Origin of the sequence: Pseudomonas cichorii, from assembly GCF_015471405.1 — a bacterium.
In the GTDB taxonomy this organism is placed as follows: Bacteria; Pseudomonadota; Gammaproteobacteria; order Pseudomonadales; family Pseudomonadaceae; genus Aquipseudomonas; species Aquipseudomonas serbiensis.
The window spans coordinates 41,833-58,564 of record NZ_BLVZ01000006.1; the positions used below are offsets into that span (position 1 = coordinate 41,833).

Annotated in this window: 12 protein-coding genes; 5 read left to right on the forward strand and 7 right to left on the reverse strand. The window is 56.9% G+C overall.

Annotation, left to right across the window (positions count from 1 at the left end; genetic code table 11):
- Positions 1-5: 5 nt before the first annotated feature.
- The 4 genes from dapA to pobA all read right to left on the reverse strand — a co-directional run bounded on the left by dapA (position 6) and on the right by pobA (position 5,292).
- Positions 6-878, reverse strand: coding sequence for a 4-hydroxy-tetrahydrodipicolinate synthase (dapA, locus tag JL015_RS10270; protein WP_201018402.1), 873 nt, complete (start codon positions 876-878; stop codon positions 6-8).
- Positions 879-1,034: 156 nt separating this feature from the next.
- Complete coding sequence (locus tag JL015_RS10275; RefSeq protein ID WP_201018403.1) at positions 1,035-2,417, reverse strand: Bd3614 family nucleic acid deaminase; 1,383 nt, start codon at positions 2,415-2,417, stop codon at positions 1,035-1,037.
- 138 nt (positions 2,418-2,555) lie between these two features.
- A complete protein-coding gene (locus JL015_RS10280) occupies positions 2,556-3,884 on the reverse strand; it encodes an MFS transporter (RefSeq protein WP_201018404.1) in 1,329 nt (442 codons plus the stop codon).
- 223 nt (positions 3,885-4,107) lie between these two features.
- Positions 4,108-5,292, reverse strand: coding sequence for a 4-hydroxybenzoate 3-monooxygenase (gene pobA / locus JL015_RS10285; RefSeq protein WP_201018405.1), 1,185 nt, complete (start codon positions 5,290-5,292; stop codon positions 4,108-4,110).
- A gap of 153 nt (positions 5,293-5,445) precedes the next feature.
- Here pobA and JL015_RS10290 point away from each other — a divergent pair, with 153 nt between their 5' ends.
- Positions 5,446-6,315 (forward strand): helix-turn-helix domain-containing protein, encoded by an 870-nt coding sequence (locus tag JL015_RS10290; protein ID WP_201018406.1) that lies wholly within the window; start codon positions 5,446-5,448, stop codon positions 6,313-6,315.
- A gap of 157 nt (positions 6,316-6,472) precedes the next feature.
- Here JL015_RS10290 and ppnN read toward each other — a convergent pair whose 3' ends face one another.
- On the reverse strand, positions 6,473-7,846 hold the full coding sequence (gene ppnN / locus JL015_RS10295; protein ID WP_201004766.1) for a nucleotide 5'-monophosphate nucleosidase PpnN: 1,374 nt from the start codon (positions 7,844-7,846) through the stop codon (positions 6,473-6,475).
- 322 nt (positions 7,847-8,168) lie between these two features.
- On the opposite strand from ppnN, the gene JL015_RS10300 reads away from it, so the two are divergent.
- From JL015_RS10300 to JL015_RS10315, 4 genes are all read left to right on the forward strand, one after another.
- Positions 8,169-8,843, forward strand: coding sequence for a TIGR04211 family SH3 domain-containing protein (locus tag JL015_RS10300; protein ID WP_201018407.1), 675 nt, complete (start codon positions 8,169-8,171; stop codon positions 8,841-8,843).
- Positions 8,844-9,200: 357 nt separating this feature from the next.
- Complete coding sequence (locus tag JL015_RS10305; protein ID WP_201004763.1) at positions 9,201-10,802, forward strand: tetratricopeptide repeat-containing response regulator; 1,602 nt, start codon at positions 9,201-9,203, stop codon at positions 10,800-10,802.
- On the forward strand, positions 10,799-11,491 hold the full coding sequence (locus JL015_RS10310) for a sensor histidine kinase (RefSeq protein ID WP_201018408.1): 693 nt from the start codon (positions 10,799-10,801) through the stop codon (positions 11,489-11,491). The genes JL015_RS10305 and JL015_RS10310 overlap by 4 nt, the downstream gene beginning before the upstream one ends.
- 130 nt (positions 11,492-11,621) lie before the next feature.
- A complete protein-coding gene (locus JL015_RS10315) occupies positions 11,622-12,398 on the forward strand; it encodes a dTDP-4-amino-4,6-dideoxyglucose formyltransferase (protein WP_201018409.1) in 777 nt (258 codons plus the stop codon).
- Between the two features lie 38 nt (positions 12,399-12,436).
- Here JL015_RS10315 and JL015_RS10320 read toward each other — a convergent pair whose 3' ends face one another.
- Both JL015_RS10320 and JL015_RS10325 read right to left on the reverse strand, forming a co-directional pair.
- Positions 12,437-15,931, reverse strand: a complete 3,495-nt coding sequence (locus JL015_RS10320; RefSeq protein ID WP_201018410.1) for a glycosyltransferase — start codon at positions 15,929-15,931, stop codon at positions 12,437-12,439.
- Positions 15,932-16,004: 73 nt separating this feature from the next.
- On the reverse strand, positions 16,005-16,730 hold the full coding sequence (locus JL015_RS10325) for a class I SAM-dependent methyltransferase (RefSeq protein ID WP_201004759.1): 726 nt from the start codon (positions 16,728-16,730) through the stop codon (positions 16,005-16,007).
- Positions 16,731-16,732: the final 2 nt, after the last annotated feature.

Below are 16,732 nucleotides of genomic sequence, written 5' to 3' on the forward strand. Positions count from 1 at the left end.
CCGGCTTAGCGGTAGACGGCCAGCAGGCCTTGGAGTTTTTCCAGTGCGGCGGCATCAAGCGGCTGGACCGGCGCACGGCACGGGCCGACGGGGACGTTGAGCAATCGGGTCGCGGTTTTCAGCACCACAGGCATGGTGCCCAGCGCAAAGGCATCGCGCAGTGGACGAAGAGCTTCCTGGGCAGCGCGGGCGGCTTCGTGATTACCCGACTGGAAGTTGTTCCAGATCGACATGACCACATCCGGCACCGCATTGGCGGTGGCTGCGATAGCGCCATCGCCACCGGCCAGCAGGTTCCAGTAGATCAACGAGTCAGTGCCGGCGAACACGGCGAAGTCGTCGCTGCGGTATTTCATCATCTGCACCAGCGCGTCGAAGTTGCCGGCGCTGTCCTTGATGCCTTTGATTTTCGGGTGCTGGCTGAGGGTTGCCACGGCACCGATGCCGATGGACATGCCGGTCTTGGCCGGAATGTTGTACATCATCAGCGGCAGTTCGGACGCATCGGCAATCGCGGTGTAGTGCTTGATGAGTTCGGACTGGCTGATGGCATTGAAGTAGGGCGTGATGATCGACAGGGCATCTGCGCCCACATCGATCATTTTTTTGTTCAGTTCGATCACTTCATGAGTGGCAAAGGCACCGGTACCGACCACTACAGGCACACGTCCGGCCGCCGCTTCGACAGTGATGCGGGCGATTTTCAGTTTTTCGGATTCGGAGAGGGTAAAGAACTCGCCGTTGGTGCCCAGCACGAAAAGCCCGTGTACACCGGCTTGCAGAAGGTTTTCGATCAGGCCGCGAAGGGCTTGCTCATCGAGTTGCTGATCATCGGTGAAGGGCGTGACCAGAGCTGGAATGATGCCGCGAAATTGCATGGCCATATTCTCGTTTTATTGTTAGTGGCTTGATAATGATTGAATCGATCATTTGCGGCAAGGATTTTTGATTGGTTTTTTCAAAAAGGGGGGCGACGAGGGGGAGGGGAAGCAGATGGAACAGCAGGCGATTGGGCAATCGCCTGCTGGATAGACCTAGCGAATCAGGCCGCTTGTTTTGATTTTTTCGATCAGGGCAATGCCGCGCTTCAGGATTTCGTTCTCGCCGGGGTCTCCTACATCCAGGAGCTCTTTGAGGCTGGTGAGGTTGTAGCTGAAGAGTTGTGTGGGAGGGTCTGTCCTCAGGAATGTGGTGACACCGATAGGTTTTTTTTCTTTTTCTTCTAAATCTTTATTTTTTTCTACTTCTGCCTTTGTATGTTCTGAAGCAATCCAGTCCGCAGCTGTGGGGAACTTGCCTGTATTGGTATAAAACCTCTGCATCCATGCAGCCTGCTCTGAGCGAATATGGCCTGGCTTCAAGTCGCTAATATTGACGATAGGTTTCTGGGTGATAGGCATCATGGTGGTCATGCGCTGTATGGAGCCATTCTTTTTCTTGTCGAGCGTGCTGTCTTTAATGCGTGGGTCCATATGGCCTACAACAACCGGTACATTCACGCCGAGTGTGGTAATCAGCCCTGCGCACATATGGCATGGTGCTAGTGTCGAGTAAATACGTACCCCCTCGGGCAATTTGCTGACATTTTTTTGGGCCAGATAGGCCAGAATCATTGATGTTTCAGCATGGATGCAGCCATTCAGGTCTTTGATATTGACGCCCCAGCCAAGAATGAGGTCTGTGCTACTGACCATGATGGCGGCAACGTTATGGCCGTGGGGTAAGAAAGAGGGCTTTTTCTTGTTTTTTTGCTTTTTCCTTTGATCAGGCAGTGCTGCTGCGGCCAGGGCATAGGCAATTTTCATCCATATCCGGTCCTTCCTTTCCGGATCTGTATCGACCTTTCCTGTCTGTACTGGGATGCTGGTGGATATGCGTGTGAGCATACTGGTTTCAGTTCCCTTGCTCACACGTTTGTCATAAGTTCCGATGCCCTGATTGCTGGAGTAGATGTCTTCGGCAGCGTCGCTGAGTTCTATCTGAGGGGCTGACTGATTAAATAAGGCATCCCAGTTATTGAATAACAATTGGGTCGTTGGATATGTATTCAGCCTCGCCTCTCCGCCGGGAGGGACTATTTCAAATGAACTTCCGATCTCCAGGTCAACTGGATCGTGAATAACGTCGTCTATCAGTGAAATACTTTTTGGAGCAAAGTTTTCGGCGTAGATGATCTTTTGTAAGCTCTTTTGCCAGGCTAGCCCCTGGCACATATCCGTTGGTGCATAAGTGGCGAAGATTGTGCCTTCGGGAGACGAATGATTGTGCAGCATGTTCACAATCGGCTCTTCATATCCCTTGTCGCCTTTAACCCCCTTGGCAATGATCTTGTCATCCTGGACCAGATACGCCACATCCTTGCCGGTGCTGACTTTTTCCATCAAGGCCAACAACAGAATATAACGAGACACATCCATTCAAGCTCTCCAGAACATGAGATAAGCACACCGGACGAAACCGTTTGATTCTACATAGCCATTAGTTTTTGGGTTGATCAGGCCTGAAAAATAAAAAAGCCAGACACGAGGTCTGGCTTTTGGTGTTGCAGGCAAGGATTACGCAGCAGCGGCCGCCTTGGGCGCTGACTGGCGGCTGATCCGCAAGGCCACCAGGCTGCCGACGATGGTCAGGCCGGCCAGGGAGTACAGCGCCATGGTGGTGGAGCCGGTCTGGTCCTTGATCCAGCCCACCAGATACGGGCTGAGGAAGCCCGCCATCTGGCCGATGGAGTTGATCAGTGCCAGCCCGGCCACGGCGACGCTGGCGTTGAGCAGGGCGGTGGGCAGTGGCCAGAACATCGGCAGGCCGGTGAGGGCGCCCATGGTGGCGATGGTCAGGCCAAGAATCGCGATGACCGGCACGGTGGCGAAGTTGGCGGCGATGATCAGGCCCAGAGCGCCCATCAGCATCGGCACGACCAGGTGCCAGCGTCGCTCATTGCGCAGATCCGCCGAGCGGCCTACCAGAATCATGAATACGCCCGCCATGAGATAAGGCACGGCGCTGATCCAGCCGATCACCAGTGCGTCGCTGAAGCCCAGGTTCTTGATGATCGACGGCAGCCAGAAGTTGATCGCGTACACGCCGCTCTGGATGCAGAAGTAGATGAAGCCCAGCACCCAGATGAACGGCATGGTCAGTACCGAAAGAGGGGAGGCTTTTTCACTGATCACCGGGCGGCTGAGTTCATCGGCGGTGATGTCGGCCTTGACCCGCTGACGCTGCTCGGGTGTCAGCCAGCCTGCATCTTCGACCTTGTCGCACAGCAGCAGGAACGCCAGCAGGCCCAGCACGACAGTCGGCAGGCCCTGAATCAGGAACATCCACTGCCAGCCCGCCATGCCGCCCTGGCCAGCGGCGAAGTGGTTGAGAATCCAGCCGGAGAACGGGCCGCCCAGCAGGCCGGATACCGGAATGGCGGACATGAACAGTGCCATGATCCGACCACGCCGCTGGTTCGGGTACCAGCGCGAGAGGTAGAGTACGATGCCGGGGAAGAAGCCGGCTTCGGCCATGCCGGTCACGAAGCGCAGTACATAAAACTCCACCGGAGTGGTGACGAACAGCAGGCAGGTGGAGAACGTGCCCCAGGTGATCATCATCAGGCCGATCCAGCGCCGGGGTCCGAAACGATTGAGCGCCAGGTTGCTGGGCAGGCCACACAGTACGTAGCCAATGAAGAAGATCCCGGCTCCCAGGCCGTAGACGGTTTCGCTGAAGTTCAGGGCATCGAGCATCTGCAGCTTGGCAAAGCCGACGTTGACCCGATCCAGGTAGTTGAACAGGTAGCAGATAAAGATAAAGGGTATGAGGCGCAGAGTGATGCGACGGTAGACATGATTGCCTTCGACGTCGCCAGCATCCCGAATCGATGGGTTGGACATGGCGGTGAATCCTCGGAGCTTGTTGTTTTTATACTGCGTGCAACTGATCCCGATCTTAGGGGGCCGGGAACAAAAACTCTTTGGCGATTTGCACTGCCATGCGGGGTGGTTGTTGTGAGATTGCACAAGGTAGGAGCGAATTCATTCGCGAAGCCACATTGAAAACGATAAAAATTTATTGGATGTACCGATTATCGCGAATGAATTCGCTCCTACGCGATCATTATTCAATCGCTTCGTAAGGCAGCCCCACATAATTCTCGGCAATGGTCTTGCGGCCTGATTCCGAGCCCACGTAGTAATCCAGTTCGGTCTGCTGGAGCCGCTGGCTGAAATCATCGGTGTCTGGAAAGCTGTGCAGGATCGAGGTCATCCACCAGGAAAAACGTTCGGCCTTCCAGATCCGGCGCAGGCAGATCTGCGAATACTTCTCCAGCAAGTCCGTCCGGCCTTCCTTGTAGACCTTGAGCAATATCCGGTACAGCGTGCTGACATCGCTGGCAGCCAGGTTCAGACCCTTGGCGCCGGTGGGCGGGACAATATGTGCGGCGTCGCCGAGCAGGAAAAGACGACCGTATTGCATGGGTTCCACGACAAAGCTGCGCAGCGGCGCGATGCTTTTCTCGATGGAGGGGCCGGTGACCAACCTCTCAGCCAGATGTTCGGGGAGGCGGGTTTTCAACTCTTCCCAGAAGCGCTCATCCGACCAGTCTTCGACTTTCTCATCCGCGCTGACCTGCACGTAGTAACGGGTGCGAGTGGTCGAGCGCATGCTGCACAGGGCAAAGCCGCGTGGATGGCTGGCGTACACCAGTTCTTCGTTGACCGGCGGCGTGTCGGCCAGTACGCCGAGCCAGCCAAAAGGGTAAACGCGCTCGAAAACTTTCAGGCTGTCTGCGGGAATGGATTGCCGCGAAACGCCGTGAAAGCCGTCGCAACCGGCAATGTAGTCGCAGTCCAGGCGCTGCGTTTTGCCGTTGTGGTTGAAGGTCACGTAAGGGCGATCGGTTTTCAGGTCGTGGGGTTGCACATCCTCGGCGTCATAAAGGGTCATGGCGCCTGCTGCCGAGCGGGCCTGCATCAGGTCGCGGGTGACTTCGGTCTGGCCGTAGACCATGACGGTCTTGCCATCGGTCAGGGTTTTCAGGTCTATACGCTCGCAGCGCCCGTCAAAAGCCAGTTCAAAGCCATCATGAATCAGTCCTTGGGCATCCATGCGTTCACTGGCACCGGCTTCGCGCAGCAGATCGATCATGCCTTGTTCAAGCACGCCGGCGCGGATACGGGAAAGGATGTAGTCGGGATTCTTGCGTTCGATGATGACGTTATCGATACCGGCACGTTGCAGCAGTTGGCCCAGCAGCAGCCCGGACGGGCCTGAACCGATGATTGCGACTTGGGTCTTCATTATTGTTTTCCTGCCATGTGATCCCTGCCAACCGATGGTCGGTGAGATGTCTTTGTTTTTGTCTCCTGTATTTTTAATGGATGCCGATGGCATAAGAAGGCAATATCCAGCGCATTATCTGGACTTTTCAAGGATTACCCTTCGGAGCCGGTCATGCCCAGAACAGCGCTCGTTGCGATTCCGGTATTCAAGCTCTATGGCGAGACGGCTGCCTGGCCGACGCCTGATCTGATTCACTGCGAGTCGATCCCCGAGCGCAGCAAGATCCATGAATGGGAGATCAAGCCCCATCGGCACAGCGATCTGGTGCAGTTGCTGTATGTGCAATCGGGGCTGGCGATGTTGAAGGTCGAAGACTCGGTCCAGCATGTCGATACACCTTCGTTGCAGGTGGTCCCGGCGTTGAGTGTGCATACCTTCAGGTTCTGTGAAGACATTCAAGGGCACATTCTCAGCCTGGCCAGGCCTTTGGTGGAGCAACTGGAGACGGCTCTGGACGGCTCGGTCCTGAGTGCGGCGCGGTGCTATTCGCTGGGTGACGACAGTCATTACGTGGATACGCTGTTCAGCGCGATTGCAGCGGAGTACCGACAGCGTCGACCTGGGCGTGACCTGATGTTGCAGTCATTGATCAATGTGCTGATGGTCTGGCTCAGTCGGCGCAACAATGAGCACTCGCGTCAGGAAGTTCAGGTGCCGGATCGCGGGCGCGAGCATTTGCAGGCATTCATGCATCAACTGGAATCGAGTTTTCGCGAGCATTGGTCGATTGAGCGACATGCGCAGAAAATGGGCATCAGCGCCGCACATCTCAACGCATTGTGTCGCCGTCTGTGCGACCAGTCGGCCTTGCAGATCATCAACCAGCGACTGTTGCTGGAAGCCAGGCGCAATCTGGTTTACACCACCATGACCATCAATCAGGTGTCCGACAGCCTGGGGTTTTCAGAGCCTGCTTATTTCTCGCGTTTCTTCAAGCGTGCGACGGGGCTGTCGCCCAGGCAGTTTCGTATTCAGCGTTAAAAAAAACGGGGCGCAAGTGGGAGGGGCCTTGGCCGCGACGACTAACTGACAGGCAACACATTTTCAGCGCCTTCAACTGGCTGTCGCGGCCAAGGCCCCTCCCACGGATTGTGAGTCTGGCCACCGTTTTTTTGAAGTCAGCCTCTTGCGTTTGTGTTTACGTCACTACCTGATAGCACGGTACATAGGCTGCGCCGCCGGGCAGTTTCATGCGATGTTGTTCGACGAACGCCTGAAGCAGCTTGTCCAGCGGCTTCATGATCGCCGGGTCGCCATGGATCTGATAAGGACCGTGCTCTTCGATCAGGCGAATGCCCTTGTCCTTCACGTTCCCTGCCACGATGCCAGAGAACGCACGACGCAGATTGGCGGCCAGTTCATGAGGCGGCACGTCATGGTTCAGTTGCAGTTTCGCCATGTTTTCGTGGGTCGGATCGAAGGGGTGCTGGAAGCTTTCTTCAATCTTGAGCAGCCAGTTGAAGTGGAAGGCATCGTTGCGCTCGCGGCGGAACTGTTTGACTTCCTTCAGGCTGCGGGTCATCACCCGTGCAACTTCCGCAGGGTTATCGACGATGATCTGGTAATGCTTCTGCGCGGCTTCACCCAGCGTCGCGCCGACGAAGGCGTGCAGTTGTTGCAGGTAAGGCTCGGTATTTTTCGGGCCGGTCAGAATCACCGGGAACGGCACATCCTTGTTGTCCGGATGCATCAGGATGCCCAGCAGGTACAGGAACTCTTCAGCCGTGCCAGCGCCGCCGGGGAAGATGATGATGCCGTGGCCGACACGCACGAAGGCTTCCAGGCGTTTTTCGATATCCGGCAGGATCACCAGTTCGTTGACGATGGGGTTCGGCGCTTCGGCAGCGATGATGCCCGGTTCGGTCAGGCCCAGGTAACGGCCGCCATTGATCCGCTGTTTGGCGTGGGCAATGGTGGCGCCTTTCATTGGGCCTTTCATGACGCCAGGGCCGCAACCGGTGCAGATGTCCAGGCTGCGCAGGCCCAGTTCGTGGCCGACTTTCTTGGTGTATTTGTATTCTTCGGTGTTGATCGAGTGGCCGCCCCAGCAGACCACCATCTTCGGCTCTACACCGGCGCGCAGGGTACGGGCGTTGCGCAGCAGGTGGAACACGTAGTCGGTAATGCCCTGAGAGTCGCTCAGGTCGATGCGCTGGCTGTCCAGTTCGCTCTCGGTGTAGACGATATCGCGCAGGGCGCTGAACAGCATTTCGCGAGTGCTGGCGATCATTTCACCATCAACGAAGGCGTCGGCGGGTGCATTGAGCAATTCCAGGCGAACTCCGCGATCCTGCTGATGAATGCGGACCTCGAAGTTCTCGTAGGCTTCAAGAATGGTCTTGGCGTTATCGACATGGGCGCCGGTATTGAGAATGGCCAGGGCGCACTGGCGGAAAAGCGTGTAGGTACTGCCTGAACCGGCAGCGCTGAGCTGCTGCACTTCGCGTTGAGAAAGGGTTTCGAGGCTGCCTTTGGGGCTGACCGAGGCGTTAATCACTTGTCTTGGGATCATTCTATTTTCCATTAGAGCGATGCAGTCGCAGTTGCATCAGGAGGGTGAGCATCACCTGGCCGTATTCTCTACGGCACATGGACGGGAAAGCAAACACTGCACACCACAGTCACTGTGTTCAGCATAGTCGCACGGCTGAATTCGTTTGAAATCAGTAAATAACGGGCCTTGTGCCATATGGCTGAATTTTGACGCTTGGGGGCGCGATAGTGAACCTGACCCCTTTCGCAGGGTCTGTTAGCTGACGGACTCACTCGACGGACCACAAGGTCAGGAGCCTCAGGGTCTTAATTTCTTATTTCAGACAAAGATAATCATTGCCATGTCTCTTCATCTTTCTGCACTCGTTTCCCGTGCGCCTGTCTTCTTCAACTCTTCCCGTCGTGCGCTCGGGGCCGGTCTGCTCGGCACATTGCTGACTGTTTTTACCCCTTTTCATGCCCAGGCTGCCGAAAACGAACGCTGGGTCAGCGACAGCCTCAACACTTATGTGCGCAGTGGCCCTACCGATGGGCACCGTATCGTCGGCACCCTGAAATCCGGGCAAAAGGTCGATCTGCTCTCAACCCAGGGCAGCTACAGCCAGGTCCGGGGCGAGAGCGGCAGCACCGTCTGGATCCTCAGCAGCGACCTGCAGGATGTGGCCGGTCCGGCCGAAAGGGTTCCGCAACTGACCGAGCAGGTGGGGCAGCTCACCGGCCAACTGGCGGACATCGACAATACCTGGAAGACCCGTGTGCAGGGCATGCAGGAAACCCTGGATGCGCGCAAGAAGCTGATCGATGAGCTGGAAGCCCGAAGCCAGGCGCTCAATACCGAGCTGGCCGACACACAGGCCGAACTGCGCACGACCCAGGCTCGTCTGGGTGACGAGAACAAGCAGGTCATGATGCGTTACATGGTCTATGGTGGCAGCATTGCCGGGATCGGCTTGCTGGTTGGCCTGATCCTTCCTTCCCTGACCCGCAGCCGCAAGCGTAACGACGGCTGGGTGTGAGGTTGCATAACCTGCGTCGCGCAGCAAGCAGGTGCAGGTAGGAGCGGATTTATCCGCGAGACGTCCTTGAAGGCGATACATTTTCTTCGGATGTACGGGCCTCTCGCGAATAAATTCGCTCCTACGCCTATCTCATTCGCGAACGACCATTCAGTTTTTTAACCTTCGGTCGAAAAACTAGAGAGTCTTGTCAACTTTCTGGCAAATAGCGCAAAGAGTCCCGTCTGTGGAAAAATGTTTAATGGCTTCTAGCCATTAGTTATCATGTGCGCCCTGAAAGTTGGTTGCAAAGGCCGAACTAAAGCGTTTTCAGGTTTTTAGACGCATATTTTCACCCTCTGCAAGACAGGAATCTGGATGCTGGCGTACAACCAAAAGAGCTTTCTTATCGTCGACGATTTTTCCGATTTCCGGAGTTCGGTAAGGTCGATGCTGCGCGAGCTGGGTGTCAAGGACGTGGACACTGCCGACACCGGCGAGCAAGCCCTGCGTATGTGCTCGCAAAAGCGTTATGACTTTGTCTTGCATGACTTCAACCTGGGTGACGGTCGCAAGAACGGCCAGCAGGTGCTCGAAGACCTGATGGTCGAAAGACTGCTGAGCTATGAAAGCGTCTTTATCATGGTCACCGCCGAGAACAGCCAGGCCATGGTCATGAGCGCCCTTGAGTGGGAGCCCGATGGTTACCTGACCAAGCCGTTCAATCGCGCGGGCCTGGCTCAGCGTCTTGAGAAGCTGGTACAGCGCAAGACCCTGCTCAAGCCAATCCTGCAAGCGCTTGACCGTCGCAAGCCTGCCGAAGTTCTGGCGGCCTGCAATAACCTGATTCAACAGGACCCACGTTTCGCGCCCTTGTGCCTGCGCTACAAGGCCGACGCCCTGCGTGACCTGAACCAGAACGAGCCTCTGGAAAGCTTCCTCAAGACCATCCTGGCCGACCGTGCCACGCCCTGGGCTTACGGCGCGTTGGGCAACCTGCTGCTCAAGCGCGGCAAGGTGACCGAGGCGCAAGCGGTGTTCGAGCAGGCCATCAAAGCCTTTCCGACCATGCCGGCCCTGTTTGACGGTCTGGCCGAAGTGCTGGTGGCCCGTGGCGATGCCAAACGTGCCCAGAGCGTGCTGGAAAACGCCGTGCGCCTGTCGCCACTGGCGGTGCGCAGGCAAAAGCTGCTGGGCAAACTGGCGCTGGGCAACGAGGATTTCGAGAGTGCTTCCAAGGCTTATCGACAGGCTGTATCCCAAGGCCAGCATTCGCGTTTCAAGGACCCTGAAACCAATCTCGGTCTGGCCCACGCCCTGATCAGCAAGGGCGGCGACCAGGGGCTGGATGCGCGGACTCGCGTTGAAATCAACAATGCCTTGGGCGATGTGGCCAAGGAGCACGGCGAAGACGAAGGCTTGCAGGTGCGTACGCGCTTGATGAAAGCGGCCAGCCTGCAACATTCCGATCCTGAAACTGCCGCTAAACTGACCGAGCAGGCCATGTCGCGTCTGGACAATATGGGGCAGTTTCTCAGTGCGGAGGCGGCGCTGGTAGTGGCCACCCAGCTCAAGCAACTGGGTCAGGAAGGTGCTGGCGCAGGCGTGCTCAAGAACTGTGCAGAAATCTACGGCGATGACCCGGCTGTCATGAAAAGCATCGCCACCATGACTGATGATCCTGCGATCCTTGGTGCCAACAAGGCAGCCATCGATCTCAATCTTCAAGGCGTGCGCAGCTACAAGGCCGGTAATCTCACCGAGGCGCAGGACATGTTCCGGCGTGCCCTTGCCTTGCAGCCCAAGAACATCAGTATCGCGCTGAACATGGCGCAGTCCTTGCTGCATCCAGGGCAGAACCTGGGTGAAGCAGGTCGTGAGGAGTGTCGTGCCACCCTGAAAATGGTTGGCAAGATGCCCGATAGTGATCCACGGTACGAGCGTTATCAGAAACTCAAGGAAAGGGCGTTTGGCGCATGAGTGACAAAGAGAACGGACTCGATTTCTCGATGGTGATCGCTTCCACCGTCCACGACATGAAGAACTCCCTGGCGACCCTGACCCAGGCTCATAGCGAGTGGCTGGCCCAGCTTCCCAGCGAGCAGCGCAGTAACCCCGAGCATGGCGTCATCGATTACGAGTTCGCCAACCTCAATGGCATGCTGGTGCAGTTGCTCGGCATCTATAAGCTGGGCGTCAACCAGCTTCCATTGCGTCCCGATTATCACGAACTGGATGATTTCATCGAGGCGCAACTGGCTCACCATCAGGAAGTGCTGGGTAGCCGTGGCATTATTGCCAACTGTGAAATCGACGCCTTGAGCCCGCTGGGCTTTTTCGACCGTGAACTGATCGGTTCGGTGGTGGCCAATATCATCGTCAACGCCATCCGGTTTGCCCGCGAGGAAATCGTGATCAGTGCCAGCGAAGAGGACGGCCAGTTGAAGATCGTCATCAATGACGACGGTCCAGGCTATCCGGCGCACATGATCGAGAATCAGGACGATTATGTTCAGGGCATCAACCAGAGCACTGGCAGCACAGGGCTCGGCCTGTACTTCGCGGCGCATATCGCTCGCCTGCATGAACGCAATGGCGTGCGGGGCCGTATCGAGATTGCCAATGGCGGTGTGCTGGGCGGCGGCAAGTTCAGCCTTTACCTGCCTTGAGCCCTTCCTTGCGGGCGATTTCGATTAAATAAGCCGTGTGGTGCTTCCTGGCCACGGCTTGCACCTCTCTGGAAGTCGCTGCTATATTTTTGACGCACCCTGTAATTTAACTGGCATATGGATAAATTCCGTGAAGTTGACAGACGATAATCAACACGTTTCGGGTCGCACTTCGCAAGTAAGGTTGTTGGTGGTTTCCGATAATCCACCACTTTCCGCGGCGCTGATAGAGTGCCTTGAAACGCTGGATGAGCATTTAACTGTCACGCTGGACTTGCGCTATACCTCCTACAACAAAACGCCCCAGAGCATGGTTGAACTGGGGGCTCGCGAGATCAATGTAAAAGATGATGAGGTGGTGGATTTCATCATCAGTCATTACGATCTGGTGCTGAGTGTTCATTGCAAACAGCTTTTTCCAAAGCGTCTGGTGGAAGGCGTGCGCTGTATCAACTTTCATCCGGGGTTCAACCCCTTCAACCGTGGCTGGTATCCCCAGGCGTTTTCAATACTCAATGGCCTGCCGGTGGGCGCAACGATTCATGTCATGGATAAAGAGATCGACCATGGTCATATCATTGCCCAGAAGCCGGTCACCGTGGGGTCGGGTGAAACGTCGCTTGAGGTTTACAATAAAGTCATCGAGGCTGAAAAGGAGTTGATGCGTGAATACTTGCCTCGAATCCTGCAAGGCAGATACGAAGTATTCAAACCGCTTTCCGAAGGTAATTACAACGGTATCAAGGATTATAACGAGCTGTGTGAGTTGAACCTGGATGAAGTGGGCTCTTTGCGAGACCATATCAATCTGTTGCGTGCTACATCACATGGCAACTTCAAGAATGCCTATTTCCATGACGAACTGGGTGAGAAGTACTTCATCAGGGTTGTTCTGGATAAAGCCTGATAAAGGCACCACAAGAATGTGGTGCCTTCACACTGGCCTTATCGAGGCCTTGACCAGACAGTCTGCCAATCCTGCAGATTCGTCGTATCCAGCATCCAGTTCTCTCTCACTTCACGCCTGAACTCGTCCCCAAGACGAGCACATTCGTCAGGTTGACTGATGTGCGCCTCGATGGCCGTGATCCAGGCTGAGGTTTCATTGCTGACTGTGGTCACCGGCAGATTGCCTTCGATACACAGCACATCGCTGCAGATCACCGGGTAGCCGCAAGCGCCAAACTCCAGCAGGGACACCGGGCTTTTGCTCTGGGTGGTCAGGTCCGACCGGGCCGGAACCAGCACAAGGTCCAGGTTCAGGCTGGCCAGCAGTTCGGGATACAGAACGCCTTCCACCGGCGAGCGCAGCTCATGGATGTACGGGCGCAACCAGCGCGAGCATGGGCCCATGATCACCCATTCCACCTTGTCGGCGAGAGCCTCGATAACTCCGGACAGGATCAGCAGATCGGCCTGTTGATCGGCTGTGCCGATCCAGCCTACACGCGGCTTGTCCCGGGTTTTGCGCTGGCTTTGCACGTTCAGCCAGATATCGGGCGACAGCCTGGTCGGGATCACCTGGATGTTGGGGTGTGCATCCTGGATCAGGTCGGCCAGAGCCTGTGTCGGCACGGTGACGGCGTCCACCTGTTCCAGCGCGCTACGTAACGAGGATGCCGACTCAAGGCCTGTCGGGTATTGGGGCAGGTCAAAGGTTACCCAGGCATTGGTGTGTTCCTTGATGGAACCGATGGCCTCTATTTGCGATGCCGTGATCGAACCTTGCAGCACAACCGTGTCCGGGCTCAGGCGGGCGATTTCTGGCAGCGAGAGAGGGCTGTTGCTCAGAACACCGTCCACGGCCAGGGCAGTCCCCAGCATTTGCAGTGGCTGGGCGACGCGAGTGCCTGCATGGGCATCATCCGGTTGTACCAGCATCACAGGCAGCGGACGGTGGATCAGCGGACGCCATGCCAGTTGCGGATTGTCTTGGCTGACAAAGCTGCCGGCCTGCAACGTCAGGTTGGTGTTGTAGGCCGGGTCCCAGGCCATGTAATGCAGCCAGCGGTGATGCAGTGCTCGCCGGGCGAAGTCCATGGCTTCTGCATCGATGGCTTGAGGGGCAGAGCGCAGCTGGATGACGGTATGAGGCGTCCAGACCACCAGATGCTGGGCGTCGCGAACCCTGAGGCACAGATCGACGTCGTTGAAGTACTGATGAAACAGATGTTCTTCCAGGCCCTGGACATCGTCAAAGAGCGACTTGCGAACCATCAGGCATGCGCCGCTGACCGCGCTGTAGTTCTGCTCTGTTTCCAGACGCGCAGCAAAGGATGCCGAGGCTGCGGGTTCGCCGCCCGTGACGGCCTGCGCCGTGTCCTGTAGGCCGACAATGATGCCGGCGTTGGCGAGGCTGCCGTCTGCGGCCAGAATCCTGGCCCCGACCACGCCGACTTCAGGTCGCTGCGCCTGATTGAGCAGGTTGTGCAGCCAGTCCTTGTGCAGGATGGCGGCATTGTCGGCCAGCAACAGCAGGTATTCGCCTTGTGCCTGTCGAGCCGCGCTATTGAGCAGGGCGGACTGGCTGAGGGTCTGTTGATGATGTACGACGCGGATCTTGTCCGATTGCAGCGAATCGATGTTCGCCAGCCATTCAAGGGTTTGCGCTGACTGGCTGTTGTTGTCGCTGATCAGGATTTCATAGTTCTGATAGGCCGTGTTTTCCAGGACGCTCTCTACACACGGCAGCAATGTTTCCAGTTGATCGTTGGAGCTGACAATGATGGAAACCAGCGGCTGTCCGGCATGACCATAGGTGATCCGGTAATGGCCCGACGCGGTTGTCTGGATTTCGCTGTCTGCATAGCCGCGAGCGAACAGGTGGCGCTGTAGCGTGCGCAGCTCGTCGTTGTTGTACTGGGGCTGGGCTTGTGGAGCGAGCACCAGCGGTTCGGCTGCATGGGCAAACTCGGTAAAGTCCGGGTGCTCGATCATGCGCAGGATCAGGTCCAGTTCCATGGCCTGTGCATGATCGGGATTGAAGCCGCCCACCAGCAGGGTTTTCTCTCGGCTGAACAGCCAGTTGCGGCTGGTTGCCGAAGGGCTGGCCAGCAGGTAGTCGAGGCTGAATTCCGGGCGCAGGCCCAGGCTGGCGCCCGCCTGGTTTTCGAGTGCGATTTCATCGCCGAACAGGGCGCAGGCGTGTGGTGCATCAATCAGTTTCAGTGCCGCGCTCAACAGGCCGCTTTGCGTGAAAGTAGTCCCTGCGTCGACCAGTACCCACCAGTCGTGTTCGTTTTCTGCCATCAGGTCATTGATGACGATGGCGCGATCCTGCTCAGTGGCGCTCAACCATGGCAACTGGGCTTGCAGTGGCGTCTGATTCGACGTGTCGTAGTCGGCGAGGATGAACACCTTGAGCTTGTCCAGCAGTTGCGGGTCGCCAGCCAGGCTCTGCACGGTGGCAAGGACGCTTTCGGGCTGCTGATTGAAGTCCGACACGACAATGGCAATTGTCGGGCCACCGTCATGATCCTGCAGGTGCTGCCTGATCAGGGCCTGTTGCGGGACCGTAGGCCTGCGGGTGCCCAGCCAGCTGGCGACCTGCTGGTTGCGGCGCTGGTTCTCCGGGCGCCGGTCGAAATAGGCAACCAGGTCAAGTTCCTGAATATTGTCACGCTGCGACAGCGGGGCGATCTTGACGGTGCGATTCTGCTCTTCCGGGCGTACCCAGCCAAGCTCACGGGTGATGCGGTGATAATCGGCGCGTCGTTGTCTCGGGAGTTCAGGGTTGTTACGGCAGACTTCACTGCTCTGCTGATCGGAAACCCGGAAGTACGAAAGCGGGCGCGCAAGCATCGCCAGATTGCCCTGGCGAAGCAGCTTCACAAACAACGCAACGTCCGCCAGGCCCCAGATGAATATGCCCTTGAGCGACATGATTTCATTGCCGAACACCAGTGCATCTTCGCGGCGGAACATCACTGAGCTGGGTTCGCCAATGAAGTTGATCGGGTACTGGGCAATGAACGACACCAGTTCCGGACCATTGATCACGACATTGCGCCCGAACGGGTTGCGGGTGGCCATGTTGTCCTGCATGAACTGGCCTTTGTCGTCGACCAGTTTTCGGGTGGCGCAGACCATCTTGATGTCGGGGCTGTCGTGCAGGACATCGAAGAGCAGGCGTACACAGTCAGGGACCAGAATGTCATCGTCGTACAGGAACTTGATGAACTCACCACGGGCCAGGCTGATGGCGCGGGCACCGTTGTGCTCTTCGCCCAGGCCTACGGGGTTTCTCTCGTAGCGGATAGGCCAGCGGCTGCCAGGGCTGAGTTTGTCGACGATGTTCTTGATGGCCTCGGTCGGGCAATCGTCGCAGATGACGATTTCAACGTCGTCATGGTTCTGGCTGATCGCGCTGGCAAGCGCGGTCTCGAAAAAGGTGGCCTTGTAAGCCGGGATGACAATACTGACCAGGCGTGAAGAACTCATCGCAATACCACGTGTGAAGAGAGTAGGGAGGACCAGCCGTTCAACGGGGTCGGTGCAAGTGGGCAAGGTTCGTTCAGCACTTGCGGCCTATGTACAGAACCGATTGCTCGGTAATGCCGTGCTGTTTGAATACCCCGTCACCGAAGGCTTGGGTGCCCAGGGCATCGATCTGGAATCCGGCTGTTTCCAGGCGGGTCACGAAGTCATGTTTGGCGTACATGCGCACATGATCGTCCTGGCCAAACCGCGCCCAGCGCTCATCCACGTTTTCTTCGTCCGGATCTTCGTCGGTTACGGTGGCGGTCAGCAGCAAGGGCACCATCAGAATGGCCGAGCCGCCTTTGGCCAGTACGCGATACAGCTCTGACATGGCCCTGGCGTCGTCACGCACGTGTTCGAGTACGTGTGAGCAGACGATGAAATCGAATGACTCATCGGGATAGATGTTCATGTCCATGATGTCGACCTTGTCATCTGCCATGGGCGAAAACAGGTCTGCCGAGCGATACCGGGCATTGGGCAGACTGCGCAGGAATCTGGACAGGACCGGGGCTGGCGCGATGTCCAGGATGCGCAGTTCCTTGCCTTGTGGGTTGTTCAGCATATGCATGGAGAACAGTGCATAGAGCCGGTCGCGATCCGAGGCGGCGCATTCAGGGCAACTGTACTGGCTGACATTGAGTGTTTCGTAGTCCTCCATCGAGTAGTGAACATTCAAACGATGGGCGGCTTCCAGATAGGTTCTACCCAAGGGATAGAAGTTCGGAAAACGACAGGAGCATACCGGGCACGTTCGCATGT